The organism is Nocardia citri, from assembly GCF_054065835.1.
The window spans coordinates 1-25411 of sequence record NZ_JBSUQM010000001.1; the positions used below are offsets into that span (position 1 = coordinate 1).

A 25411-nucleotide genomic window follows, 5' to 3' on the forward strand; every position below is an offset into this window, starting at 1 on the left:
TCGGGGTTGTCGCAGTATCTGCGTGGCGCGCGCGGTCTGGCGCTGGCCGGGACGGCGGCCTCGCATGTTCCGCCGTTGTCCAAAGGAACTGGCACCCGTCGAGGTGTCGGTGGCTGCGGTGCGGGTGTCGACGGCTTTCAGCACGGCCGGGCCATCGAGACCAGGTTGAACTCGGCGTGCGGGCGCCACCGCGGCGGCATCAACTGCTCGAACAACTCCCATTCGTCGTTGTCGAAGATGTCGAGCTCCGGCGCGTCATGGCGGGGCAGCCGGATACCCAGGCACGGGTTGTAGGGGATCAACGGCGACGGGCGTTCGGCCACCGCCGCATTCAAACCCGCGGAGAGGAATCCGTGTTTGTTGTGAATGGTTTTCGCGCCGTTGCCCTTGTCCTACTCGAGGTGCACGATCCAGGCGGCGTCGAGATCCTGGGTTGCACGCGGTGATCGGCAGCGACGAGCCGAAGAACAGCTCGATATCGACACCGATGTAGCGGAGGTAGCCGGCCCGGGTGCGTTCCTCGATACCGGTCAACCGCGCGGTGTACTCGCGCAACCACTCGACCAGCGTCGTATACCGCACGCCGGCACCGAGCTGGATCTCCCGGATCCGGCGTGCCTCGGCGACCCCGACCACCTCGGCCAGCTCACACCAACCCACCGCAGCCTCGAAATCGTCGAAGGTCTCCGAGGTCGAGCGCCGACGCCCGGTCTCGTCGTAGAAGTGAAACGGAACCCCCCAGGCGATCGACCCATGCGGCGGGGTCGCGGGCGGGGTGTGAGCATGAAGCCTCCAGAGCCGATAGTTGCCCTGAGAAGCCGTTGAGACCACCAGTGGTGACGTGGTGAGACAAGTGGTGACATACACGTCTACACCAGGGTGCTCACACTACTGACCTGGCGTTTTCGTGGAGCGGATGACGGGATTCGAACCCGCGACCCTCACCTTGGCAAGGTGATGCGCTACCAGCTGCGCTACATCCGCATACGCTTCGTTGTGGTCCGGGGCCGCAACGTTGTGCGTCCAGAACTTTAGTCCGTCACTACGCGTAAATGAAAATCGGACATTCGCCGCGGTGATCGGGGGCGCTCTGGGCTGTGGGGGTGGTGGAGGCGGAGGCATGGGGCGCCCCATTCGGCGTAGCTGTGGGATGCGCGGCCGAGGACTTGGCGGACGGCGACGGTGCGTACGGCGTTGCCTCCGGTACGGATGTAGGTCTGGTCCACCAGCGCGCCGTCGGCGAATTCCAGGGACATGCCTGATGAGATCGTGTGTTCGCGCGCAACGTCTTCCGGCACGTCGACCATGTCGAGCGGATGGCCGAGGACCGTTGCCAGAGTGGTGAGCTGGTCTGTGCAGGTGAGCAGCGCGCGGCCGGTGCGGGGTGTCACCAATGCCTCGGCGGTGACTGCGGCGACGTCGCGTGGATCGAAGACGCTCGACCCCGGCGGGCACCCGCGGCTGCGGAATCCGCGTCACCGCGCGTACCCGCACACCACGTGCGGCCAGCTGACGGACGATTTCACTGCCGATGGTGCTCGTGGAACCGGTGATTACGATCATGAGAAGGGCCTGCCGCGGGTGCCGCCCGCTTCGATTCAGTTGGCTCGCCGCCGTTGTGCACGACGGCGCGCCATCTCTTCCCGCTCGAGCACTGCGGCCTCGGCAAGTGTCGGCGCGGTGCCGCCGAGCCGAGCCGGAACCCATGGCGTGCCTTCGGGCATCGGATAGCCGGTTTGCGCCTGTTCGAGTAATTCGCTCATCCGGGTACGGATTTCGGCGGTCAGGTTGTCGGTCGGTTCGGCGGGCGGGATCGGATCGCCGATGCGAATATTGATCGGAAAACGATGGCGCCCGAGCTGTTTCGGGAAACCCTTGGTCCAGATGCGATGCGCGCCCCAGATGACAATGGGAATGATCGGCACATCCGCGTCGATCGCCATGCGGGCCGCGCCGGACTTGAATTCCTTGAGTTCGAAGCTGCGGCTGATCGTCGCTTCCGGATAGACCACGACAAGTTCGCCGTCTCGCAATGCCTCGACAGCGCGTCGATATGAGGCCGCTCCGGCCTCGCGATCGACGCCGATTGCCTTGCAGTGCTTCATCAGAAAGCCGACGATGCCGTGTTCTAATTCGGCCTTCATCATGAAGCGGACATTGCGCCGGGCATTACGCCCGACCAGCCCGACCTCCATGAAGTCCAGGTAGGCGGTGTGATTGACGGCTAGTACGGCACCACCGGCGCGCAAGATCCGGTCTTGGCCGACGATATCGACGCGCAAGCCCTGCACCGCGAACATCGTCCGAACCAGACCGGTGAGAATGTCGTAGACCGGCTCCCGCGACATAGCTTTCCCCTACAGCTAATGCTTTGCCGTCCGGCGCGCCGCCTTCTCCTCGGCCTCGGCCGCATCCATGGCATTTGCCTGTTCGAGGGTAGGCGCACTGCCGCCCAAACGTGCCGGTACCCAATACACCCCGGGTTCGTGCACATAGTCCTGCTGCAAATCCAGCAGCATGGCCTGCATGGTGCTGCGAAGTTGGGCGGTGAGATCGGCGGCGGGCTCATAGGGCTGGATCGGTGTGCCGACGGCAATGGAGATCGGAGTATTGGTGCGGCCCAGACGCTTCGGAAAGCCCTTGGTCCACACACGCTGGGCGCCCCAGATGACGATCGGGATGATCGGCACATCCGCTTCGATCGCCATGCGCGCGGCGCCGGATTTGAATTCCTTGATCTCGAAGCTGCGGCTGATCGTCGCCTCCGGATAGACGCCCACCAACTCACCCTTGCGGAGGTATTCGACCGCCGCCAGATACGACTCGGCCCCCGCGGACCGATCCACCGGAATATGCTTGAGCGCCCGCATGATCGGGCCGGAGATGTTGTTGTCGAACACCTCCTTCTTGGCCATGAAGCGGATGTACCGCTTGCGGGTGCGCACCGGCAGTCCTGCGTAGGTGAAGTCCATGTACCCGGTGTGGTTCACCACGAGGACGGCACCACCGCGCGCCGGAATATGTTCAGCGCCCTTGACGCTGAACTTCAAACCTTCGACGAAGAAGACGGTACGGGCGAGCCCGATTATCGTCCGGTAGACGGGTTCCACAATTCCGCTAGCGTAGTCGCTGACTGTCCCATCCGGCAGAGCCGCTGCGACTGCGCGCGTCTGACCCGTCGCTCAACGTCTACGAAAGAGGACCCCCGAAGTGGAACGCGCCCGCCCGATACCGCGTGAACGCGACTGGAAGGACCCGCGCGAACGCCACCGGAGAGGGCTGGCCATCTTGGGTGGTCTGCTGACCGGCGCCGTCCTGCTCACCGGCTGCGATTCCGTATCCGGCATTCCCGGCGATGAGCCCGAACAAACATCGGGGCCGACCACCACACAGTCCGCCGTGATGCCGACCACAACCGGAAAGGTTTTGGCGCAGGCGTTCGCGGCGCCGGTCGGTGAGGTTCCCGGCCTGTCCGGCGCGGCGGATGTCGCGGCCCGCTTCGGCGCCGTCCTGGCGGGCTCGACGCCCGCCGAATTGCGGTCCAAATGCTGGATGTTGGCGCCGGGCAATGTGGCCGATATGGCCGCCGGGCAGAAGGCGATCCTCAATGCCCTCGCACAGCCGGCGACCACCACGCAGAACACCGTCAGCTGGCAGAACGCGGGCACGAGCGTCACCTTCGATCGAAGCGAAGTGATGGCAGCCACGAAGAATTCGTCCCAGATCGTGTGCCCGTGGGTGGCGCAGGATGGTGCCGAGGCCGGACCCAACGAGGCCGATGCCAGGCATACCGTGCGGCGCTACCTGGCACGTTTGCTCGGCACCCCGCTCGATCCCTCGGACAAAGAGGCCACATACCCGCTGATCTGTAAGGCGAGCCCAGCGAACTGGGATCCCAACGGAACCGGCAGTCCGACAGCTCCGCCACTGGCCGACAACTCGGGCAAGCTGACCGGAATCACGAAATTCACCGATCAGGAGATCGACTCGGAGCGGCTGCGCGCGAGCTACGTCACAGTCCAGGTTCCGGTCACGAACTCTTCAGGTGCTACGCAGACGCGCACCTTCACCCTCACCGAGGGCGCCGAGGGCTACTGCATCGGCGACATTTCCGCCTAACCACTACCCTGGATGGCTGGTAACGGTCAGGAGGAGCAGCTCGTGCAGATCACCAGCGTCGGACACGCCGGATTCCACATCCGCGCCGCGGCCGGAACGATCCTTTGTGATCCCTGGGTCAATCCCGCGTACTTCGGTTCGTGGTTCCCGTTTCCGGACAACACCCAGTTGGACTGGGACGAGCTGGGCAATTGCGATTTCCTGTATGTCTCGCACCTGCACCGCGACCACTTCGACGCGGCGACGCTGGCCGAGCACGTCAACAAGGACGCGACCGTGCTGCTGCCGGACTACCCGGTGCCGGATCTGAGGCGGGAACTGGAGAAACTCGGCTTCCATAAGTTCCTCGAGACCGAGGATTCGGTCAAGCACCGGGTGCGTGGACCGCGCGGCGAGATCGACATCATGATCATCGCGCTGCGCGCACCCGCCGACGGTCCGATCGGCGACTCCGGACTGGTCGTCTCCGACGGCCAGACCACCTGTTTCAACATGAACGATGCCCGTCCGGTGGATATGGATGTGCTGCACGAAGCGTTCGGGCACATCGATATCCACCTGCTGCAGTACTCGGGCGCGATCTGGTATCCGATGGTCTACGACATTCCAGCGCGGACCAAGTCGAATTTCGGCAAGCAGAAGCGTCAGCGGGGAATGGATCGGGCGCGCAGCTATATCGAGCAGGTCGGCGCCACCTGGGTGGTTCCCTCGGCCGGTCCGCCGGTATTCCTCGACGACGAATTGCGCTACCTCAACGATGATCGCGGCGACGAGGGCAATATCTTCCCGGACCAGATGGTGTTCCTGGAACAGATGAAAATCCACGGCAACGAGGGCGGCATCCTCATGATTCCGGGTTCGGTGGCCGATGTGCGCGGTGCAGAGCTGTCGCTGACCCATCCGTTCGAGCCGAGCCTGATCTATGACAACAAGGCCGAATACATCGAGCTGATGGCGCAGCGTCTCGCGCCGGTGCTGGCGGCCGAAAAGGCTTCGTGGGCAACGGGTGACGAGCCGCTGCTGGAACCGCTGCGGGCGCTGTTCGAGCCGATCATGAAGCAGAGCGATCTGATCTGCGACGGGATCGGCTATCCGGTCGGGTTGGTCATCGGTGACGAAACCGTGGTGCTGGACTTCCCCGAGCGCGTGGTGCGCGAGCCGATCGAGGGCGAGGGCAGGTATCGCTACGGTTTCCGGATCGCGCCGGAGCTGGTGCGAACCGTGCTGCGCGACGATGAGCCGGACTGGGTGAATACCATCTTCTTGTCCACTCGATTCCAGGCCTGGCGCATCGGCGGCTACAACGAATTCCTGTACACCTTCTTCAAATGCCTCACCGATGAGCGGATCGCCTACGCGGACGGTTGGTTCGCCGAGGCGCACGACGATTCCGCCTCAGCGGAGTTGGCCGGCTGGGAGGTCCAGCGTCGCTGCCCCCATCTGAAGGCGGATCTGTCGAAATTCGGCGTGATCGAAGGAAATACCCTGACCTGCAATTTGCACGGATGGCAGTGGGATCTGGAATCTGGGCGATGCAAAACCTCCAAGGGGCATGAGCTGCGCTCGCGCAAGCTCGTCTGAAACCACTCCCCGGAGGCATTGGACCGACTGTCGGTTGGTTTGGAAATTTGGGCCCTGTCGGAACTGAAGTGTCGCTGAATCAGGTTCGCGAGCGGGTCGCGACGACGACGGCGAGGAAGGTGAGGGCGCAGCCGATTACGGCGATTGGGGAGAGTCCGGCGCCAGTTGGGGTGAGCAGATCGAGGGTGATCGAGGCGAGGAGTTGGCCGGCTACCGAGGTCAGGCCCAGGAGTAGGACGCCGATCCAGCGAACGGTGATGGCCGCCAGGGCGATGAAGGCGACGCCGATGAGTCCACCTGCATAGAGCCAGGGCTCGCTGGGGAATTCGGTCGGCCAGCCGGTGCCGATCAGGATGCCTGCCTCGATCGCGAACAGGGCCGCGGTGCCGATGGCGAAGTTCACCAGGGTGGCCGAGAACGGGCCGCCGACCGCGCCGACGCGACCGTTGACCGCCTGCTGCCAGGCCAATCCGATTCCGGCCAGCGCGGGCAACAGGATCAGCACAGCGGTGGGTCCGGTACGCAGCCACTCCGGCACCGCCGCGGAACCGACCGGCGCATCAGACCGTCCTGTCGCGGCGAGGACCACCGCGACCAAGGCCAGCGCCGCACCGCCGACGCGCGAAACCGTGACCGGGGTGCGGCCGTGCGGTGCCAACCCGAACCGGTCCACCACCAGGCTGCTCAGCAGTTGGCCGCCGACAGTGGCGACAGTGAAAGCCGTGATGCCGATCGCCGCAACGGTAAGTCCCTGGCACGCAACGAAGAACGCACCACAGAGCCCACCGAACAACTGCACCGGCCGCAGCTCACCGGTGGCCACCGCCCGCCGCACCCGGACCAGCCCGTCGCGCAACCGCCGACTGACCGCGAATGCGATCACCAACACCACCAGACCGAGGCCGAAACTGATACAGGCGGCCGCGATCCCGTCCTGCAACCGCGCCCCCAACGCCCCATTGATGCGGCCCTGCACCGCAACCCCGACCCCGATGCAGAACCCGAAGGCCAACCCCACCTTCGCCCGCGCCACCATCCCCGCACCGTACCGCCCCCGCAACGCCCCGACCGAGCCACAACACACCGCGCCGCGCCGATGACGAACGGGCGATGGTGGCGCACATCGGCCGCGGTGTTGCGCGAACAGATACTACGAATCGGACCTCCGGCGCGGTAGCGAGGACGGAATCAGCAGGGCGATCGCAAGCATGGACGCGCCGAGCAGCGCGACCGTCGTCGACATCGACAACCACGACGTGGCGATTGCGGCGAAACCGAATACCGCCAGTGCGATAACCTCCGAGGCGAGTCCGGACACCGAGGTGACCGTCGCACGCGCCGGACCTGCGATCGCGTCCTGCAACCGAGCCCCCGCCACAACGCTCGCGTTGTAGACGATGCCGTATGACGCGCCGATCGCCGTAAAACCCACGCCCGCAAGCACATACACCGCACCTGGCCAGCGGACGGCGAGTCCGGCAACCACCGCACCCCCGATGAACAGCACACCACCCAGCCCCACCGCGGTCGCCATGGTGCGCGCCGACATCGCCTCGGTGCGCCCGGCCGATACCGAACCCACCAGCGAACCGACCACCGTGATGCCGACCAGCACCGGCACCACCGCCGTCGCCACCCCGACCTCCGCGGCGAGTAATGCAAAGTACTCGTCGAATGCGGTAACCCCGAACAGCAATGCCCCCAGCACCACCCCATTGCGCACGGAACGCACTCGAATCGCCTCATCGACACCGGTTCGCAGCATGTTCAGATACGTCGCGAACGGCCGCGATTGTGCCGATATCGACGCAGACATATCGGCAGTGCTCAGCGCCCCGCTTGCACTGTCCGCGACGCGACGCACATGCGGTCCTGGGGGTCCGATGTCACCATCCACCAGCCCGGACCCGCTCGACTCCCGCGCCACCGCACCGACTGACTCCCCTGCCAGGGCAACCGCTGCTCGCGATATCTCGGACTCGGCCGAATCATCCAGATCCTCGACCACCGCCGCGGACACCGCCTTCGGCGCACTCGGCAACGTCAGACCGACCAGGGTGTGCAACGCCGCGAACCCCACACTGCACCAGCCGAGCAAGGGATAGCCGCCCCAGATGTACAACGGCGTCGCACCGAGAATGGCGATCACGATCGCGGCTTCCGATGCCGCCCTGGCATATCCGATGATGCGCGGATACGCCCGCTGCTCGTTCCGGGCGACGAGTTCGTCGTAGAGCAATGCCTCGAACGTCCCCGATACCAGCGCCCCCGAGGTACCCCACAGCACGAAGCCGACGGCGAAGCCCAGATAGGTTGGCAGCACAGTCCAGCACGCGAAACCGGCGGTCAGCAGGACACCGCTCATTACGAGCAGCCCACGCCGTGACGCCGTATCGGCCCAGACACCTGATGGCACCTCGAGCAGGAACGCGGTCGCCGACCATATAGCCAGCAGCGACGAAATCTGGCCGGTGTTCAACCCATGATCGGCGAACAACACCGCGTACAGCGCATACAGCGGAATCAGATCACCGATGCCCTTGAAGAGCACCGCCCGCACCGTAAGCGCGCGCAACCCGATCCCGCCGGTCAGTGACCTATCGGCTCAACAGCCGTAGATAATCAAACGCATACCCTCAGCCTGGCGACCTGCCCCCGAGCAAGTCAAGCGATTTTCCGGACGCCGAACCAGCCCGCACGGGGTGCTCAGCCGAGCGGCAACCATCCGTTGGCGGTATGCAGGTCACCATCACCGAGTTCCCGATCACTGACCCCAGGGCCGACCCGCCCCTGATGCTCGTTCAGATCGGTGATCAGATCCGAAACCGGATGCGAATCGCTGTAGTGGTAGCCCTGTGCCAGTGCGAATCCGAGTTCGGTCAGCACCGCGGCCTGGTATTCGGTCTCTACGCCCTCGGCGATCACCTGCAGGTCCAGTGCACTGCTCAGGGCAGCGATCACGCCGAGCAGTGGCGGCGCGGGCGAGTCCGATCGGATCGCGGCGACGAAGGACTGGTCGACCTTGAGAATATCGCTGGGCAGAGTGGCCAGGCGGCTCAGCGACGAGTAGCCGGTGCCGAAGTCGTCGATCGCGATGCGCACGCCGCGCTCGCGCAGGATGTGCAGATTGGCGATGGCCGTTTGGGATTCGGCCGCCAACTCACTTTCGGTCACCTCGAGCACCAGTTGGTCGGCGGGCCAGCCGGTGCTGGCCAGGATATCGGCGACACGGTCCGCATAACCGGTTTCGGCCAGTTCCAGGCCGCTGACATTCACGTTCAGCGTCAGGTCGAGTTGTGCGAAGGTCTCCTGCAACCTGGCGGCGTCGGCGCACGCCCGGCGCAATACCAGCTCGTCCAGATCGGCGATGAGGTCATATTCCTCGGCGACTCGGATCAGCCCCTCAGTGGTGACATCCGGCTGCGCACTCGACGACCAGCGCAGCAGCGCCTCGACACCGACCGCCCGACCGCCGCCCTCGGTCAGGCTGACGATCGGCTGGTAGTGCACATCGAGCGCGCCACAGTCGATCGCCTCCCGCAATTCGACCGCCAGCGGCAACTGCCGCGACGATTCCAGCACCGTCCGGTTGCGCCCGGCCTGCTTGGCCCGGTACAGACCGACGTCGGCCCTACTCACCAGCAGCGAACCCGACTCACCCGGCTGCCATGAGGTGACACCAGCCGAACATCCGGTGGTGACCGAGGCCCGCAACTGCTCGGTCAGCAGAATCGCCGCTTGCTCGGTGGTATTCGGCAATAGCAGCGCGAAGGCGTCACCACCGTAGCGCGCCAGTCGCTGATCGGGCGCGACCAATTTCGACCAGGTATCGGCGACCCGCTGCAGCACCGCATCGCCGGCGCGATGGCCGAGGTGATCGTTGATCTTCTGGAAACGGTCGAGGTCGACGAGCACCAAAGCGAGCCCCTGACCGGTGCGGGTGGCGGTTTCGATCGCGCCGTTCAACGCCCGGTCGAAACCGCGCCGGTTGAGCAGGCCGGTGAGCACATCGATATCGGCCTCGGAGGCCATGCGGGTCAGGATGCCGACCACGACGCCGACACCGAAGGTCACTCCCGCCGGAATCAAACCGGACCACCACGGCAGGGTGGGATGAATCGGCCGCGTCGGCATCACCCACAGGCACATGGCCATCGCGAAGGCTATGTGCGCGAATGCCTGCGGCCAGGCGAAGAACAATGCGGCATCACAAGCCACGAATACATAGAAGGCGGCAAGACTGATCGCGCCGACAGTATTCGGGAACGCGTATACCGCGATCGTTACCAATACCGTCGCGATAGCGACATAGCCATGGTGAATCCCGTGCGGCAGCCGCGGACCCCAGCCGAGCAGGCTGAGTCCGAGCAACAGCGCCACCGCGGCGGCGGTACCCACCAGCGCTCGATTACCTTCGCTGCCCGGGGCGATTCCCGTGATCAGCAGGCCGAGCGCGCCCCCCATGACATAGAAGGCACCGGTGGTCCGGGACATGACCATCGCCGTTGCCAACGCAGACGCGGCCCGCACCCGCGTTCGGGTATCGCCGCGAGACCCGATTCCTCGCACGGGCAATAGCCTAGACATAACAATTACCGATAGTTGCCACATCCCGTGAATCCGGCATGGCGAACCCCTAGCTATTTACCTGTAAGCAATGTGGGACGGGCGATTTCGGTAGTTTACCGCGGCGGTGTCAGCACCTCGGCGCCGACGAACGGTACCAGCGCTGCCGGCACCCGCACCGAGCCGTCGGCCTGCTGATGATTCTCCAGAATCGCCACAATCCAACGGGTGGTCGCGAGCGTACCGTTCAATGTGGCCGCGATCTGCGCCTTTCCATTCTCGTCGCGATAGCGCACGGCGAGGCGGCGGGCCTGGAAGGTGGTGCAGTTCGAGGTCGAGGTGAGCTCGCGGTAGGTCTGCTGAGTGGGCACCCAGGCTTCGCAGTCGAATTTGCGCGCGGCCGAACTGCCCAGATCACCGGCCGCGACATCAATGATGCGATAAGGCACCTCGACAGCGGCGAGCATGTCCTGTTCCCAGGCGAGCAGGCGCTTGTGCTCGGCCGCAGCCTCATCCGGCGTGGTGAACACGAACATTTCGACCTTGTCGAATTGGTGCACCCGGATGATGCCGCGGGTGTCCTTGCCGTAGCTGCCCGCCTCCCGCCGGAAACACGACGACCAGCCCGCATAGCGCTTCGGACCGGCGCTCAGGTCCAGGATCTCGTCCGAGTGGTAGCCCGCCAACGGCACCTCCGAGGTGCCGACCAGGTACAGCTCGTCCTCCTCGAGGTGGTAGACCTCGGCGCTGTGCTGGCCGAGGAATCCGGTACCGGCCATGATCTCCGGACGCACCAACACCGGCGGAATCATCATGGTGAACCCATTGGCCACCGCCTTCTGCGCGGCGAGTTGCAACAGGCCGAGCTGCAGCAGCGCACCGTAACCGGTCATGAAATAGAAGCGCGCGCCCGAAACCTTCGCACCGCGTTCCATATCGAAAAGACCGAGCGATTCGCCGAGCTCTACGTGGTCCTTGGGCTCGAAGTCGAATTCTCGTGGCGTGCCGATGGTCTCGAGCACGACGTAGTCGTCCTCGCCGCCCGCGGGGGCACCCTCCTGGACCACATTCGAGATGGCGCGGTGCGCGGCGTCCATATCGGCGTCCGCGGCGTGCTGCGCGACCTCGGCCTCCTTGACCTTCGCCGACATCTCCTGCGCCTGTTCCAGCAGGACGGACCGTTCCTCCGGCGTCGCCTTGCCGATCAGCTTGCCCATCGCCTTGTGTTCGGCACGGAGGTTATCGGCGGTGGCCACCGCCGCACGGCGTGCCGCATCCGCCTCGAGCAGGGCGTCGACGAGGGCGGGGTCTTCGCCACGGGCGCGCTGCGAGGCGCGCACCGCGTCGGGGTTGTCCCGCAGGAATCGGAGGTCGATCATGGGTGACCAGCCTAATGGTCGCGATATTGCGGTTTCACGCCGATATCCCAGGATGCGGACCGTCCCAGGGGATACGCGCGCATAGTTGGCTTGTGGGCACAACTTTCGACGAAACCGCTATTGATAACGCAGTAGCCGATCTGGTCGCGGGCGAGAAAACCTGGGCTCATACCCCGCTGCGGCGGCGGCGCGAACTTCTCGACGATATCCATACCCGTACCGGCCGCTTCTCCCACCAATGGGTGCGGGCCGCGCGCACCATCAAGGGCCTGGATCCGGACTCGCCGCTGGTCGGTGAGGAGTGGATGTCGGGTCCGATGACACTGCTGCAGGCCACTGCCGCGCTATCGGCCACGCTCTCGGCACTGGAGCAGGGGCGCAGTCCGCTCGACGGGATCGAACTCACCGACGCACCGGGCGAGCGGGTCGCGGTGCCGATTCTGCCCTTCGATTTCTACGACCGCCTGCTGCTCAGTGGTTTTCACGGCCAGGTGTGGCTGCGTCCCGGCATCGACGCCGATACCGCACGCCGACGCGCCGGACTCGCACAACTCGATCCCACCGCGACCGGCGGCGTCGGCGCGGTCCTGGGCGCCGGCAATATCACCTCCATTCCCCCACTGGACGTGCTCTACGAGCTCTACGCCCACAACCGCGTGGTGGCACTCAAGCTGAATCCGATCACCGACCCGCTGTTCACCGTGTACGAGATGGTCTTCGCGCCGCTGATCGAGCTCGGCGTGCTGCGGATTCTGACCGGCGGGGCCGAAACAGGCGGATATCTGGCACACCACCGCGACATCGCCCATGTGCACATGACCGGCAGTATGCGAACCCATGACGCGATCGTCTGGGGACCGGACGGCAAGGCCACCGGCCGCCCGCTGCTGGACAAGCCGATTACCAGCGAACTCGGCGGCGTCTCGCCGGCCATCGTGGTGCCCGGCGAATGGGACGACGCCGACCTGCGCTTCCAGGCCGAACATGTCGCGACCCAACGGCTGCACAATGGCGGCTACAACTGCGTCGCCACCCAGGCGGTGGTGGTGAGCGCGCAGTGGCCGCAGAAGGAGCGGTTCCTCGCCGAGCTTCGTGCCGCGATCGAACGCGCGCCGCGGCGCCGGGCGTACTATCCGGGCAGCGACGATCGGGTCGCCGCGGCGTTGGCCTCCTATCCGGATGCCGAGCGGCTCGGACCGGATCACGAACGTGTGCTCGTCGAAAACCTGCCGTCGACCGAAACGCCGCTGCTGCGCACCGAATACTTCTCGCCGGTGCTCGGCGTGGTCGAACTGCCGCATTCCGGCGGTGAATTCCTGCAGCGCGCGGTCGATTTCGCGAACGACGAGGTGATCGGGACGCTCGGTGTCAATGTGATCGCGGATCCGAACACCATCAAAGGTCTCGGCATCGCCTTCGACCGCGCCGTCGAGCGGCTGCGCTACGGCGCCATCGCGGTGAACGCCTGGACCGCACTGGCCTTCCTGGCTCCGCGGGCGTCCTGGGGCGCGTACCCCGGCCACACACTCGATGATGTGCAGAGCGGAATCGGCGTGGTGCACAACGCCTTCCTGCTCGACAATGTGGAGCGCACGGTGGTGCGCGGACCGTTCCGGCCGTCGCCTCGGTCACTGCTGCGCGGCGAGCTGGCGCTGTCGCCGAAGCCGCCGTGGTTCGTCGACAACGCGACCGCGGCTGCGACCGGACGCAAGCTGACCGAGTTCTACGCGACCGCCAATCCGGCGCGCCTGCCCGGCCTGTTCCTGTCCGCGTTGCGCGGATGACGCACCGCGCATAGGTCCGACCGGGGCGCTTCGGATCGATTCGGCCAGGTCGTGGCACCAGCGATCAGACGCTGACATGATGGACCGCGATGTCTGCTGATGATGTGACCAAGGACCCGCACGGATCCGAGCCGCCCTCGGGCGAGTCGTCGCGCACGGAATCGTTCCCACAATCGGTGATCATCGACCGCGACGTCGTGGCCGACGGCACACTGCACCTGTCCGCGCCGAAGCTGCGCTGGGTGCTGCTCGCCGCGGCGGCCGGCGCCGTCATCATCTCGTTGGTCAGCTTGTTCATCACTGGCTACGACAATGACAAGCGGCTGGAGGCACACAATCCCGGTTCGCCCGGCCTGACCGCCTTGGACAAGGAGTTCGGCACCGCGGCCAAGGGCGATTGCCTCAGCTGGAGCAAGCAGGACCGCAGCGATCTGGTGAAGGTCGCCTGCTCCAACAAACATCTGTTCGAAGTCGCGGCCGATGTCGATATGGCCAAATATCCCGGTGTGGAATTCGGTCCCGGCTCACGCTTTCCGGACTCGCTGCGACTGACCGAACTCAAAGAGGAGGACTGCACCCCCGCTGTCGAGCAGTATCTGAACGGCAAGTTCGATCCGCGCGGCCGCTATGTGGTCGGCCTGATGTACCCGAGCCCGGACGGGTGGAAACACGGCGACCGCACACTGCGCTGCGGACTCCAGTTCTCCGGCAGTACCGGCATCCCGCTGCCGACCAGCGGCGCCGCCGCCGAACACGATCAGTCGAAGGTCTTCGATCCGGGCACCTGCCTCGGCATCAATCAGAATCTGCCGACCGATCCGGTGGATTGCGCGCAGGCGCACGCCGTCGAGATCGTCTCCACCGTCGACCTCGGCCAGCACTTCTCCGGCGGCCCGCCCGCCAAAGAAGACCAGGACAAGTTCATGGAGGACGAATGCGGGCGGGCGGCCAACGACTACCTCGGCTCACCCGACGCGGTGCGCAATAAGACACTGACGCTGTTCTTCGACTACCTCGACGCGCGCAGCTGGCTGGCGGGCAGCCACAAATTGGACTGCATGATCGGAAAGGGCACCGACCGTGAGGGTTTCGCGCCGATCACCGGATCGGCGAAGGGCGACATCCTGATCAACGGCCAGGCTCCGGTGCCGCCGCCGAACTCCGGACGCTCGACTCCCGCCCCGCTGCCCGGCGCCGCGCCGCTGCCACCACAGCCGCAACCGCGCTGATGTCGGTGACCATGTCCGCGGACCGGTTCGAGGAGCTGGTCGGCGATGCGCTCGATCTCATTCCGCCGGAGTTGGCCCGCGCCATCGACAATGTGGTCGTGCTGATCGAAGCGCGCAATCCGGAGGATCCACATCTGCTCGGGCTGTATCACGGAATCGCGCTGACCGAACGCGACAGTCACTACGGCGGTTCACTACCCGACACCGTAACCATCTATCGCGAGGCGATTCTCGACATCTGCGGTGATGAGCACGAGGTCGTCGAGGAGGTCGCGATCACTGTGATCCATGAGATTGCACACTATTTCGGCATTGACGAAGACCGGTTGCATGAGTTGGGATGGGGCTAGTCTTATCCACGCTGTATTCGAGCTCGGCTCGACGAGCGCGAAACCAGCATGGAAGATCGGAAGGAACTTGGGGATTCGATGGAACCGATCGGGTTGCTGTCGCGTCCTATCACTCGAAGGGGGAATTCTCGTGGTTCCGCCCCACAGCCACTAGAAGGAGTCGAGTCATGGTTGGACATGTACTGATTTCGCCCGAGGCCATTCTCGCCGCCGCGGCCGAACTCGATCTGGTCGCCGAGCGGCTGTCCGCGGCGTCCATGATCACCGCGCCTGCGACGCACGTGATTCCGTCCGGTGCCGAAGAGGTTTCGCTCGTGGCCGCCAGCCACTTCAACCAAGGCGCGGTGAGCCACGATCACGCCATCGCCCAGGGCATTCTCGAACTACACCATGCTGCCAACACGCTGCGAATGCAGCTGGCTCAGCACATCGCCGGCGATGTCGTGCGCGCCGCTGGAGTCAACGCCATTCAGGTCTAGCCCGCACGGCTGTCCTCAACCACCATTCAGACATTCAGGGGAGTTACAAACATGGTTGCAGGAGTCACCGGGGTCGTGTGGATCGCCCGGCCATCCGAAATCAACTCGGCCACACTTCATGCGGGCGCACACGCGGTCCCGATCTCGGCCGCCGCTACCGCTTGGGGCGGACTCACCGCCGCCTGGGTAGACGCGACGACCACCGTTGCACGCGTCATGGCCGAACTGGGCGTCGGTATGCAGGGTGTCAACGGTATCGCCGCGCTCGGCAAGCTGACCGGATTCCTCGGCTGGTCCGAACAGCAGGGCGTGCAGGCCGCAGCGATGGGCGGAAAGGCCGCGGCGAACGCCATCGCTTACGGCGTTGCCGCACTCGCGATGCCGAGTCCGCCCGAAATCGCGGCCGTCAATGCCGCGCTGGTCGCTTCGACGAACCCGGCCGGCGCCATCAGCGGCGCCTATGAGGCCGCCGAAATCGCCAGGAATGCCATGGATCTCCGCGCGGCACTGGTGATGGAGACCTATGAGGCGGCGACCTCGGCGATGGTAGCCACACCCGCCGAGTTCATGATGCCGCCGCCGATCGCCGCGGGCGCGGGCCAGGCCAGTCCGAGCGGGACCGCCGATGCCGCGTTCGAAGCGCCCACCGACCCGATCTCGACGGCGGTCGCCGCCGTGCAGGCATTCGTATCCAACCCGGGTGTGGTCAGTGCCGCCACGCAGGCCGCGCAGGCAGTCGGGTCGGTGGTCAGCACCGGTGTGTCAACGGTCGGCAGTGTGGCGAGCAACGCGGTCGCCACGGCGGCCAGCGCGCCGATGTCGATGTCCACCATGGCCCCGATGGCGATGGGGGGCGCGATGGCCGCGGCGGGCGGTGCGGCCGCGACCCGTGCGGTCTCGTTCTCCGGCACCTCGGCCAATGCGGGTGGCGTCCAGCTCAAATTGCCGGAAGGCTGGGGTGCGGGCAGCGTGATCGGCGGCAACACCGCGACAGCGGCACCCGAGACAGTCGCATCTGTCGACGCCACGCCGGCTCGGTCCGTCAGCAACAGCGCGGGCAACCCGCTGATGGGGAACCAGGCCCGTAGCGACGAGGACGATGAGGACGCGCACGACAGCAAGGTGGACCTGCGGTCCGATCACTTCACCGATGGCCGCTTCGCCGCCGACGGCGTGATCGGCGCCAACGCCGGGACGGTTGGGTGACCGTCCTCGGCACCAGTGGGCCGTCCGCACTCGAGGCGGTTGTCCTGTCGCTCGACGAGGTCCAGTTTCTCCGAGAGAAGCTGGACCTCGATGACCTTCCGGTTGTGCTGAACGCATACGCCCGCTTCGACAGCGTGCCCGCACATCAGAAGGCCATGGCCACCGCGGCCGGGTCGCTCGAAAAGCGGGACCTGCTGATCGACGACGCGGTTCAGCCCGACTTGGAGGATCGGCTGCGGGTACTGAACCGACCACACTGGATCATCGCCATGCGGCTGATCGTCGAGGGATATGTGAGTCGTTTCTGTCTGGCGAAGGGCGATGAGCTTTCCGTCGTTGTCCTCCGCGGGCAGGACTCTTATGTGATCGACGAAGTGGGAATCGACCTGGCCGGCACCGTGATAGCGGCGCTCGGCACGGCCCAGCCGCTCGAGCTCTATGGCATGAACGCACCGACCGACGAGCTTGCCACGATCTTCGAGGACATCGGCGATACCGCTGCCACCGCCGAACGACTCGCAAAGGTCGGCAAACCCGCGCAGGACGCACACACCCTCGCCTCGGCCGTGGTCGAAATCCATTCGCATGCGCAGATCACCGCGGTGGTGTACGGGGACGGCACCCGCAACATCGTCGACAACCACATCGCTGTGTTCAACACCCGCAACGGGCGATTCATCTCGACGGCGAGCGTGGCCGACGACGGCACCAAGTGGTCGTCGCTGGCCAGCGGTACTCCCGCCCGGCTGCGCGCCGCCGTCGAGGATCTGATCCATTCCTTGCCCGAGCGGGAAGAGTTCCCGAGGAATCCGAAGTTTGCCTGAGGATCGGACGGGGCGCACTGTGCCCCAAGGGAATTCATCCCATGGGGTCGTCGGCGACGGGAGATACCTCGTAGGCGAAGGGTGGGGCGAAACGGCCCCAGCGAATGCACTCCCAGCCGCCGATGGGGCGGGGGACGAGTTCGATGGTTTCGGTGTTGTCGAGGTGGTTGTTGGTGGTGAACGGCGGTGCCACACCGCTGAGGTTGCGGGAGGCCAGGCGCATGGCGGCACCGTGGCTTACCAGCAGGATGTCGCCTTCGCTGCCGTCGGCCAGGTATTTGGTGCGCAGATCCTCGACAACCGGTAGGAAGCGAGCCAGCACGTCGTATCCGGATTCGCCGCCGGGGACGCGTTCGGCGAGATCGCCTTCGTGCCAGGCGCGGTAGATCCGCTGAAAACGCGAGTGGGCTTCCTCAGTGTTCAGGCCTTCCAGTTCGCCGACCTGCACTTCGTGGATGCCATCGAGCACCTCGACCGGAACGCCGGTAGCAGCCTCGATATATCCGGCAGTCTGTCGGGCGCGCAGCGCGGTCGAGCAGAACAGCGCCTTGGGGGGTCTCAGCAGACTCGAGCCGAATGTCTTGGCTTGGGCCGCACCACGTTCGGTGAGCGGTCGGCCGGGGAGGCGGGTGTCCAAGATCTTGGCGACGTTGCCTTCGGTCTCGCCGTGGCGGACGAGTACCAAGCTGCCGGTCATAGGTCGGCCACCCCCTTACGCAGCTGGGTCAACCACTCGGCAGCCCGTTCATCCGAGGGCGGTGGGGTTCCGGTCGCCGACGTCGCGGGCCAGGAGCCGAGGAAACGGATCCGCGCCGTGCGGTGCAGTGCCTTGAGTGCCTCGGCGACCGCGGTGTCGTCGATATGCCCGACGCAATCGAGGTAGAAACGGTAGGTGCCCATACCGGTTCGGGTGGGCCGGGATTCGATTCTGGTGAGATCGACACCGCGGGTAGCGAATTCGGCGAATGCGCGCATGAGCGAGCCCGGCTCGTTGGGCAGCTCGAGCACGATCGAGGTGCGGTCCGTACCGGTTGCCTGCGGCGCGACTCGCGGACGGGTCACCAGCACGAAGCGGGTGATCGCCTGGTCGTGGTCGGCGACACCCGACGCCAGCGCCGTCAGACCGAGGCGGGCACCGGCCAGCGCGGTGGAGACCGCGGCATCGCCACGACCAGCCACGACATCCTCGGCGGCAGCCGCATTCGAGGCCGACGTGAACATCTCGACATCCGGCAGCGTGCGCGATATCCAGAGCCGCACCTGCGCCGCGGCGACCGGGTAGGCGGCCAGGGTGCGCACATCCGCGAGCTGCGTTCCCGGCCTGGCCAGGATCGCGAAGCTCACCTCGAGCTCGGTTTCGGCGACGATCTGCAGCCGCGGACCGACGGCCAGCGAATCCAGGGTCGCCGAAATGGAGCCCTCGATCGAACTCTCGATCGGCACGACGGCTCCCTCGACATCACCGGACCGGATCAGCTCGAGTGCCGCACCTTGACTGGGCGCGGCAATCCGCTCGACCGGTCCGTCGAAGGCTTGCGAGGACTCGAGTTCGGCGAGGGCCATCTCGGTAAAGGTTCCGGACGGCCCGAAGTACGCGATTCGCGGCACGGTTACGACATTACTTGCGTGCGCGCAGGATGCTCAGAGTTCCAGCCAGATCGTCCGGCGCATCGGATTCGATCGCCAGCAACACGCTGCGCGCCGCCTCGACCGCGGGCGGCTTCAATGAGGTCAGGAAGCCGATATCGGGTCGAGCCAGCGCCGCCCGAATATCCTCACCACACAGCGCCGCAACCGTTCCCGCAACGATAGCCAACGCCCGGTTCCCATCGGACGTGCGCGCGATGAACCCGCCCTCCGAATGTGCGACCTCGACCAGAAAATCGGCGACTTCGGCATCGCTCACGTCCGCGTCGAGCACCCGAACGCCCGCCGCCTCGGTCTCCACCGCTCGCACCAGCCCCTCAGCCAAGCTCCGCCGCGCTGCCGACGGTGCTGCCAACGAAAGCAAGACCAGCTCACCGGCCACCCCATGCGCCGCCTGCACTCCATCCGCCATGCCCCCACCGTAACCACCTCCGACCCCCGGACTCCCAAACTGCGGGAAGCGATTGCGGAAAACCAGTCCCGTAATTTAGGTTAGGTTTACCTAATTAATTGCCTGATTCGTACTGGAGGTCTGCATGCCGAAGCCGACTGTTGCACCATCTACCGCTGAGCGGGTTCGGAGTGCGTGTGCCCATGCGGAGCAGGCGATACTAGCGATGCCGGGCATTGATCCGACACCGATTTCGGTGCATCACGTGCGGCAGTGCGGGGATGCGGTGATCGCCGTGCCGGCCGCGTCCATGGCGGCGGTAGTGGCCGGAAGTTCCGGGGCCAGCGGTGCGCCCGCAGTGCTCGAGATCACCGATCATGCGCCGCTGCCGCTGCGGGAACCGGTGCGGGCGCTGGTGTGGTTGCGTGGCTGGGTGCGGGCGGTGCCGACGCAGGCGCTGCGGGCGCTGGCCACCGCGGTCGCCGAGGACCATCCACATCCCGACCTGCTCGATGTCGGCCACAGCTCGACCCTGTTACGCGTGGTGATCAACTCCGCGGTGGTGGCCGACTCGACCGGCGCCGAATCCGTCCGCGTCGACGAACTCCGACTGGCCCACCCGGATCCGTTCTGCGCACTGGAATCGGCCTGGCTGCGGCATATGGACGCCGACCACGCCGACATCGTCGCCCAGCTCGCCCGCCACCTCCCACCCCGTCTGCAGACCGGCGCCGTACACCCACTCGCCATCGACCGCTACGGGATGACCCTGCGCGTCGAAGGTCACGACGGTGACCACGACTTGCGCCTCCCCTTCGATTCCCCCGCCGACGACATCGAATCCCTCAGCCGCGCCGTCCGCATCCTCGCGGGCTGCCCATTCCGCAACGGCCTGCGCCGCATTTGATTCGGACCGCGGGTACCCGAACCGTGTGAAACCTGCACCGCGGGCCGGCCCCAAAGGGCCGGTGCGACGGCGATGTGGGCAGCAGCGGCACCTCGAACCGCTGATCAGCACGACGCGACACGCACAACACCCGCTGAATCATCGGGGGCAATAGATTCGGACGCATGCGTGCGGAGACCGGTTCCGGGTGGGATGAGCCCGAGCTGAGCGATCGGGAGCGGCTGGGGATTCGGCTGGAAATCCTGGTCGTGCTGGTAGTGACATTCGGGCTGAGTGGGCTGAACGCGGCGCTGTCGTTGCTCGAGAGCGCGCTGTCGCCGGGCGGGGTGGGCGGACAGACCGTCGCGCTGAATCCGACGCGGGCGGCGCAATCCACCATCGACCTGCTGTTTCAGCTGCTCAGTGCATTGCGACTGGTCGGGTGGGCGGCACTCGGGCTGTATCTGTTGTGGCGCAGCGGGATCGGGCCGCGGCTGATCGGATTGGGCAGGGTCCGTTGGCGTTCGGATGTGCTGCCGGGGCTGATCCTCGCGGCGGCCATCGGACTGCCCGGTCTCGGACTGTACTTGACCGCGCGTGCGCTGGGGCTCAGTGTGACGATCGTACCGAGTTCGCTCGGTGACCACTGGTGGCGATTGCCCGCACTCATCGTGTCCGCGTGTGCGAATGCGGCGGCCGAAGAAATCCTGGTAGTGGCCTATCTCACAACCCGGCTGCGCAGGCTCGGCTGGTCGGACAATCGATCCTTGCTGGCCTCGGCCTTGCTGCGCGGGAGCTATCACCTGTATCAGGGCTTGGGCGGTGGGCTCGGCAATCTGGTCATGGGGGTGATTTTCGGCCGATTCTGGCAGCGCACCAACCGATTGTGGCCGCTGGTGCTGGCCCATGCGACGATCGATGCGGTCGCCTATATCGGTTACACATTGCTACACGGTCACGTTTCCTGGTTGCCGTAACGCCTGCTGGTCCGAGAAGGAATTCATCGACGAGCGCGCAGTCGAGCGCACCAACTTCCGGCCGCTCGGCAAGCCCCCCGACGGCCCTCGAACAGTAGAGTCTGTGTGATGAACGGCGACGACCCCCACCGCTACCCGCGGACGCGCCGGGTGCCGCAACCCTTCGGAGATCCCGGCGCGCCATCCGTGCCGCCGCAGCGGCGCGAACCCCATCCGCCGGGTCGTCGCGGACCCGGTCCGGACCCGAGGCATATCGACCCCACCAACGTTATCCGCCGCGACGGGTCGGATTACGCACCACCACTGGCGTATTCGCAGATACCGCCGGAAACACGCAGGCCACTACGCAATTCCCAGCCGCCCCACGCGCCGGCGCAGCAGCCGTACCGTGCGGCCCAGCCTCGCGGCGTCCCCGGCTATGCGCCGCCGCAGCAGCCGGTTCCCTATCACGAACCGCGGAACCTGCGCCGCGATGTCCCCCCGCCGCCGCCTGCCCTGCCGCCGTCGCGCCGCGAACGCGAACCCCGCCCGCCGCGCCGCCGTCGCAAACTGCACCTTTTCCGCTGGTTCCTGGTGCTTTTGGTGGTACTGGTCCTCGCGATTGTCGGCGCGGTCATCAAACTCGACGGCTCGCTCAATCGGATCGACGCACTCGCCGATTACTCCGGCCGTGTCGGGGACACCCCGGGCACGAATTGGCTGTTGGTCGGCTCCGACGGCCGGGCCGGTCTCACACCCGATCAGGAACAGGAACTCGCCACCGGCGGTGAGGTCGGCCCCGAACGCACCGACACGATCATGCTGGTGCACATTCCGGAATCGGGTTCGACCACGCTGGTCAGCCTGCCGCGCGACTCGTATGTGAGCATTCCGGGCCACGGCAAGGACAAGCTCAACGCCGCCTTCGCCTTCGGCGGCGCACCGCTGCTGGTTCAGACCGTCGAAACCGCCACCGGTGTGCATATCGACCACTACGCGCAGATCGGATTCGGCGGCTTCGCGGGCATTGTCGATACCCTCGGCGGTATCGATGTCTGCGTGCCCAAGGCCATCGACGATCCGCTCGCGGGCATCAATCTGTCCGCCGGCTGCCAAACCCTCAACGGGCCACAGGCATTGGGTTTCGTCCGCAGCCGGGCGACCGCCCTCGCCGATATCGACCGGATGAACCACCAGCGCCTGTTCATGGCCGCCCTGTTGAAGAAGGCGACCAGCGCGGGCACACTGGCCAATCCGTTCACGCTGTGGCCGCTGGCCAGTGACACCGCCAAATCGCTGAAGGTCGATAAGGGTGATCACATCTGGAATCTCGGCCAGCTCGGCTGGGCGATGCGCGGCGACACCGTGGCGACGACTGTCCCGATCGGCGGCTTCACCGATACCGATAGCGGAAATGTATTGCTGTGGGATAAGCAACGTGCGGGGCAATTCTTCGACGATCTCGCGAAGGACCAACCGATCCCGGAAGATCTGCTGACGAGGTAGCGTCGGGCCTATGTCCGATACCGAATCCGACGAGCCCTTCCCGGACCTGCTGCGCGACCAGATCCGGCGTGGCTTCACCGCCTCGCAGCAGTATCTGGCGGCGGCGGTCTACTTCGATTCGAATCGCCTGCCGCAGTTGGCCAGGCACAGCTACGGCAAATCCGCCGAGCACCGCTCGCATGCCCTGCGCATGGTGCAATACCTGCTGGACCGCGATCTCGAGGTGTGCGTCGGCGGCCTCGACGACGTGCGGTCCACCTTCGAATCACCGCGCGACGCCGTCGTTTTCCTACTGGAATCCGAGCGCGCCCGCAATGCGCAGATCACCGAATTGGCCCGTACCGCGCGGTCCTCGGGCGACTATCTAGGTGAGCAGTTCATCCAGTGGTTCCTCAAGGAACAGGTGGAAGACGTGGCCGGGATGACCACCCTGCTGACCGTCATCGACCGTGCGGCGGGCGATCTGTTCGACGTCGAGGACTTCATCTCGCGTGAGCTGCGCACCACATCGCGCACCGATATTTCCGCACCGCGAATGGCGGGCGCGAGTAAGAATTGATTAGGCAACACTAGCCTCAATAAGGCTGCACTTGGATGACACACGGCATGACCAGCGCTAATGTCGCAACTATGTCCAGCCATCCGGAGACCCCAAGCAGCAAATTTCACGGCCTGCTCCACGATCAGATCCGGCACGAATTCAATGCCGAACATCAATACATCGCGATCGCGGTGTGGTTCGACAATGCGGATCTGCCGCAGCTGGCCAAGCGTTTCTATGCCCAGGCGGTCGAGGAGCGTAATCACGCGATGATGATCGTGCAGTACTTCCTGGACCGGGATATCAGCGTCGAAATGTCCGGCATCGATCCGGCGAAATCGCAATTCGAGAATGCTCGCGAGCCGATCGCGGTGGCCCTCAGGCAGGAGAAGAACGTCACCGACCAGATCATCCAGTTGGCGAGCACCGCTCGTGAAGAGGGCGATTACCTGGGCGAACAGTTCATGCAGTGGTTCCTGAAGGAACAGGTGGAGGAGGTCGCCAATATGACGACCCTGCTCACCATCGCCGATCGCGCCGGGTCGAACCTGTTCGACCTGGAGGATTTCGTCGCTCGCGAAATGAATGGTCCGAGCGATGCTTCCGGCGCTCCTTCCGCCGCGGGTGGCAGCATTTAATTCAGGACTGACGAATCAGGGTCGGCTCGTCGCGACGAGCCGGCCCTTTCGCTGTGATTCGAGCGGGGTCGCAACCCGGCGATCCGCATAACGGCTTATGTGGCGCTCATGGAACTGGGCAGCGTCAGAATGGCGTCCATGATGGTCCTACTTGCCTCACCTTTCGGTGAGACTTCGCTCACCATCACCAGCTTTCGGCTATGCAGGAACCTCACCGACCAACGATTATAAGGGGATATGTTTCACAAAATTCTTTGTGATTTTTCGAAATCACCGCAGGGTGACCTGACGCGACCGCAGCCCATCCCTGGAGCGACGCTCGTCCGCCGAGAGCGGAGCGTCATCGGACAGCGCCGCCGCCAGGCGTTCCCCGAACTCGATCGCCGGTTTGGTCCACTCGCTGGCATGCAGTTCCGGATCGAGGTCGAAGACGGGCACGAGCAGGCCGTGCGTGCGGAACGAACCCGCGAAACGGGACCCCTCGCCGAGATGTAGTCCGCCCGACGCGTGCAACCGCGCGAGCGCAAGCATCAGATCGTCCTCGTCCTCCGGGCGCACCCAGCGCAGATGCGCCTTGTCACCGGCATCGACCCACCAGCCCGCACCGATCGAATCGGGGCCGAGATCCAGTCGCGCGGACGGCATGATCGCCTGCTTGGCCTGTTCGATGGTCGCAGCGACCTGCGGATCGGGCTGCACCCCCTCGGGCACCCACCAGTCGAAGTCCTGGTGCACGGTCAGTTCCAGCTGTGCGTCCACATCGATCACATCGGCCAATCGCGGTCCGCCCTCGGCACCTTCGGCCACGGTCAGCGATTCGCCCGGCTCCGCGGACTGTGTCCACAGGATCGCCGCCGCGATATCGGCGGCCGGATCCGAACCCTGGAATTGCACCTGCGTTGCGACGTATCCGATCGGCGGTTCGCCCGCCCGTACCAATCCGGCGACCGCGCCCGGCAATACCGTGGCCAGCACGACGGAACGCTCTGCCGCGATATCGGGCGACAGCGGCAGCGTCGCGGTCGCCGACGGCACGAATTCGCGCAATGCGACCAGATCGCATTCCGCGGCCAAGCCTTCGAACGGACGCGCAACGGCCTGCGCCGTCTGCAGTTCCAGGGCTGCCCGCCGCTCGGCGAGACGCTGGGCCCGGTTCCCTCCGGGCTTCGGAGTATTTCGCTTACTTTTACCCACGGCACGTCAAAATACAGTGTCGAGCGCTGTATTGGATCTGCAGCGCCTACGGCGTGTTCTGTGTCTTTGGCAGCCTTCGACGCCGCGTGTTCGCGGCCCCGAACATCAGCATCGTGGAGCGATTCGATGAGGGGT

The 25411-nt window shown here is 65.5% G+C and carries 25 protein-coding genes and 1 tRNA gene; 13 read left to right on the forward strand and 13 right to left on the reverse strand.

Going from position 1 to position 25411, the window contains the following annotated elements:
• Positions 1–137: 137 nt before the first annotated feature.
• The 5 genes from ACW2Q0_RS00005 to ACW2Q0_RS00025 form a co-directional block, all read right to left on the reverse strand.
• A complete protein-coding gene (locus tag ACW2Q0_RS00005; RefSeq protein WP_457184741.1) occupies positions 138–323 on the reverse strand; it encodes a hypothetical protein in 186 nt (61 codons plus the stop codon).
• Positions 324–908: 585 nt separating this feature from the next.
• Positions 909–984, reverse strand: a tRNA-Gly gene (locus ACW2Q0_RS00010).
• Positions 985–1031: 47 nt separating this feature from the next.
• A complete protein-coding gene (locus tag ACW2Q0_RS00015; protein ID WP_457184743.1) occupies positions 1032–1391 on the reverse strand; it encodes a hypothetical protein in 360 nt (119 codons plus the stop codon).
• A 207-nt stretch (positions 1392–1598) separates the two neighbouring features.
• Positions 1599–2348, reverse strand: coding sequence for a lysophospholipid acyltransferase family protein (locus ACW2Q0_RS00020; protein ID WP_457184745.1), 750 nt, complete (start codon positions 2346–2348; stop codon positions 1599–1601).
• Positions 2349–2363: 15 nt separating this feature from the next.
• Positions 2364–3110 carry a lysophospholipid acyltransferase family protein gene (locus ACW2Q0_RS00025; RefSeq protein WP_457184747.1) on the reverse strand — a complete coding sequence of 249 codons (747 nt, stop codon included), beginning with the start codon at positions 3108–3110 and terminating at the stop codon, positions 2364–2366.
• A 100-nt stretch (positions 3111–3210) separates the two neighbouring features.
• Here ACW2Q0_RS00025 and ACW2Q0_RS00030 point away from each other — a divergent pair, with 100 nt between their 5' ends.
• Together ACW2Q0_RS00030 and ACW2Q0_RS00035 are read left to right on the forward strand one after the other, a co-directional pair.
• A complete protein-coding gene (locus ACW2Q0_RS00030; protein ID WP_457184749.1) occupies positions 3211–4119 on the forward strand; it encodes a hypothetical protein in 909 nt (302 codons plus the stop codon).
• Positions 4120–4161: 42 nt separating this feature from the next.
• Positions 4162–5700: a Rieske 2Fe-2S domain-containing protein gene (locus ACW2Q0_RS00035; RefSeq protein ID WP_457184751.1), complete on the forward strand. Its 1539-nt coding sequence runs from the start codon at positions 4162–4164 to the stop codon at positions 5698–5700.
• 79 nt (positions 5701–5779) lie between these two features.
• On the opposite strand, the gene ACW2Q0_RS00040 is transcribed toward ACW2Q0_RS00035, so the two are convergent.
• The 4 genes from ACW2Q0_RS00040 to serS form a co-directional block, all read right to left on the reverse strand.
• Positions 5780–6736, reverse strand: a complete 957-nt coding sequence (locus ACW2Q0_RS00040; RefSeq protein ID WP_457184753.1) for a DMT family transporter — start codon at positions 6734–6736, stop codon at positions 5780–5782.
• Between the two features lie 114 nt (positions 6737–6850).
• Positions 6851–8251, reverse strand: a complete 1401-nt coding sequence (locus tag ACW2Q0_RS00045; RefSeq protein WP_457184755.1) for an MFS transporter — start codon at positions 8249–8251, stop codon at positions 6851–6853.
• A gap of 155 nt (positions 8252–8406) precedes the next feature.
• Complete coding sequence (locus ACW2Q0_RS00050; protein ID WP_457184757.1) at positions 8407–10194, reverse strand: putative bifunctional diguanylate cyclase/phosphodiesterase; 1788 nt, start codon at positions 10192–10194, stop codon at positions 8407–8409.
• A gap of 188 nt (positions 10195–10382) precedes the next feature.
• Complete coding sequence (serS, locus tag ACW2Q0_RS00055; RefSeq protein ID WP_457184759.1) at positions 10383–11645, reverse strand: serine--tRNA ligase; 1263 nt, start codon at positions 11643–11645, stop codon at positions 10383–10385.
• Positions 11646–11737: 92 nt separating this feature from the next.
• Here serS and ACW2Q0_RS00060 point away from each other — a divergent pair, with 92 nt between their 5' ends.
• The 6 genes from ACW2Q0_RS00060 (at position 11738) to ACW2Q0_RS00085 (ending at position 17517) form a co-directional block, all read left to right on the forward strand.
• Positions 11738–13429, forward strand: coding sequence for an aldehyde dehydrogenase family protein (locus ACW2Q0_RS00060; protein ID WP_457184761.1), 1692 nt, complete (start codon positions 11738–11740; stop codon positions 13427–13429).
• 89 nt (positions 13430–13518) lie between these two features.
• Positions 13519–14658 (forward strand): septum formation family protein, encoded by a 1140-nt coding sequence (locus tag ACW2Q0_RS00065; RefSeq protein WP_457184763.1) that lies wholly within the window; start codon positions 13519–13521, stop codon positions 14656–14658.
• Positions 14658–15008, forward strand: coding sequence for a metallopeptidase family protein (locus ACW2Q0_RS00070; protein ID WP_457184765.1), 351 nt, complete (start codon positions 14658–14660; stop codon positions 15006–15008). The genes ACW2Q0_RS00065 and ACW2Q0_RS00070 overlap by 1 nt, the downstream gene beginning before the upstream one ends.
• Before the next feature lie 167 nt (positions 15009–15175).
• A complete protein-coding gene (locus ACW2Q0_RS00075) occupies positions 15176–15487 on the forward strand; it encodes a PE family protein (RefSeq protein ID WP_457184767.1) in 312 nt (103 codons plus the stop codon).
• A gap of 51 nt (positions 15488–15538) precedes the next feature.
• A complete protein-coding gene (locus ACW2Q0_RS00080) occupies positions 15539–16693 on the forward strand; it encodes a PPE domain-containing protein (RefSeq protein WP_457184769.1) in 1155 nt (384 codons plus the stop codon).
• On the forward strand, positions 16690–17517 hold the full coding sequence (locus ACW2Q0_RS00085) for an ESX secretion-associated protein EspG (RefSeq protein WP_457184771.1): 828 nt from the start codon (positions 16690–16692) through the stop codon (positions 17515–17517). The genes ACW2Q0_RS00080 and ACW2Q0_RS00085 overlap by 4 nt, the downstream gene beginning before the upstream one ends.
• A gap of 34 nt (positions 17518–17551) precedes the next feature.
• Here the strand turns inward: ACW2Q0_RS00085 and ACW2Q0_RS00090 are convergent, their stop codons facing one another.
• The 3 genes from ACW2Q0_RS00090 to ACW2Q0_RS00100 are packed head-to-tail and all read right to left on the reverse strand — an operon-like array spanning position 17552 to position 19576.
• Entirely contained in the window at positions 17552–18214 is a 663-nt protein-coding gene (locus ACW2Q0_RS00090) for a histidine phosphatase family protein (protein WP_457184772.1), read from the reverse strand.
• A complete protein-coding gene (gene pheA / locus ACW2Q0_RS00095; protein ID WP_457184774.1) occupies positions 18211–19125 on the reverse strand; it encodes a prephenate dehydratase in 915 nt (304 codons plus the stop codon). The genes ACW2Q0_RS00090 and pheA overlap by 4 nt, the downstream gene beginning before the upstream one ends.
• Positions 19126–19135: 10 nt before the next feature.
• A complete protein-coding gene (locus ACW2Q0_RS00100; protein WP_457184776.1) occupies positions 19136–19576 on the reverse strand; it encodes a hypothetical protein in 441 nt (146 codons plus the stop codon).
• Between the two features lie 124 nt (positions 19577–19700).
• Between ACW2Q0_RS00100 and ACW2Q0_RS00105 the strand changes: the two genes are divergently transcribed.
• The 5 genes from ACW2Q0_RS00105 to ACW2Q0_RS00125 all read left to right on the forward strand — a co-directional run bounded on the left by ACW2Q0_RS00105 (position 19701) and on the right by ACW2Q0_RS00125 (position 24082).
• Positions 19701–20462: a DUF2470 domain-containing protein gene (locus ACW2Q0_RS00105; RefSeq protein WP_457184778.1), complete on the forward strand. Its 762-nt coding sequence runs from the start codon at positions 19701–19703 to the stop codon at positions 20460–20462.
• A 164-nt stretch (positions 20463–20626) separates the two neighbouring features.
• On the forward strand, positions 20627–21418 hold the full coding sequence (locus ACW2Q0_RS00110; protein WP_457184780.1) for a CPBP family intramembrane glutamic endopeptidase: 792 nt from the start codon (positions 20627–20629) through the stop codon (positions 21416–21418).
• 108 nt (positions 21419–21526) lie between these two features.
• Complete coding sequence (locus tag ACW2Q0_RS00115) at positions 21527–22903, forward strand: LCP family glycopolymer transferase (RefSeq protein ID WP_457184782.1); 1377 nt, start codon at positions 21527–21529, stop codon at positions 22901–22903.
• Between the two features lie 10 nt (positions 22904–22913).
• Positions 22914–23462 carry a ferritin gene (locus ACW2Q0_RS00120; RefSeq protein WP_457184784.1) on the forward strand — a complete coding sequence of 183 codons (549 nt, stop codon included), beginning with the start codon at positions 22914–22916 and terminating at the stop codon, positions 23460–23462.
• 71 nt (positions 23463–23533) lie between these two features.
• Complete coding sequence (locus ACW2Q0_RS00125; protein WP_457186019.1) at positions 23534–24082, forward strand: ferritin; 549 nt, start codon at positions 23534–23536, stop codon at positions 24080–24082.
• Between the two features lie 270 nt (positions 24083–24352).
• Here the strand turns inward: ACW2Q0_RS00125 and ACW2Q0_RS00130 are convergent, their stop codons facing one another.
• Complete coding sequence (locus tag ACW2Q0_RS00130) at positions 24353–25276, reverse strand: DUF5926 family protein (protein ID WP_457184786.1); 924 nt, start codon at positions 25274–25276, stop codon at positions 24353–24355.
• Between the last annotated feature and the right edge of the window lie 135 nt (positions 25277–25411).

Coding starts and splice junctions, on each gene's coding strand:
- ACW2Q0_RS00070 (WP_457184765.1), top strand. CDS start 14,658: ATGTCGGTGACCATGTCCGCGGACCGGTTCGAGGAGCTGGTCGGCGAT.
- ACW2Q0_RS00040 (WP_457184753.1), bottom strand. CDS start 6,736: ATGGTGGCGCGGGCGAAGGTGGGGTTGGCCTTCGGGTTCTGCATCGGG.
- ACW2Q0_RS00115 (WP_457184782.1), top strand. CDS start 21,527: ATGAACGGCGACGACCCCCACCGCTACCCGCGGACGCGCCGGGTGCCG.
- ACW2Q0_RS00020 (WP_457184745.1), bottom strand. CDS start 2,348: ATGTCGCGGGAGCCGGTCTACGACATTCTCACCGGTCTGGTTCGGACG.
- ACW2Q0_RS00125 (WP_457186019.1), top strand. CDS start 23,534: ATGTCCAGCCATCCGGAGACCCCAAGCAGCAAATTTCACGGCCTGCTC.
- ACW2Q0_RS00100 (WP_457184776.1), bottom strand. CDS start 19,576: ATGGCGGATGGAGTGCAGGCGGCGCATGGGGTGGCCGGTGAGCTGGTC.
- ACW2Q0_RS00065 (WP_457184763.1), top strand. CDS start 13,519: ATGTCTGCTGATGATGTGACCAAGGACCCGCACGGATCCGAGCCGCCC.
- ACW2Q0_RS00075 (WP_457184767.1), top strand. CDS start 15,176: ATGGTTGGACATGTACTGATTTCGCCCGAGGCCATTCTCGCCGCCGCG.
- ACW2Q0_RS00090 (WP_457184772.1), bottom strand. CDS start 18,214: ATGACCGGCAGCTTGGTACTCGTCCGCCACGGCGAGACCGAAGGCAAC.
- ACW2Q0_RS00105 (WP_457184778.1), top strand. CDS start 19,701: ATGCCGAAGCCGACTGTTGCACCATCTACCGCTGAGCGGGTTCGGAGT.
- serS (WP_457184759.1), bottom strand. CDS start 11,645: ATGATCGACCTCCGATTCCTGCGGGACAACCCCGACGCGGTGCGCGCC.
- ACW2Q0_RS00110 (WP_457184780.1), top strand. CDS start 20,627: ATGCGTGCGGAGACCGGTTCCGGGTGGGATGAGCCCGAGCTGAGCGAT.
- ACW2Q0_RS00120 (WP_457184784.1), top strand. CDS start 22,914: ATGTCCGATACCGAATCCGACGAGCCCTTCCCGGACCTGCTGCGCGAC.
- ACW2Q0_RS00050 (WP_457184757.1), bottom strand. CDS start 10,194: ATGTCCCGGACCACCGGTGCCTTCTATGTCATGGGGGGCGCGCTCGGC.
- ACW2Q0_RS00080 (WP_457184769.1), top strand. CDS start 15,539: ATGGTTGCAGGAGTCACCGGGGTCGTGTGGATCGCCCGGCCATCCGAA.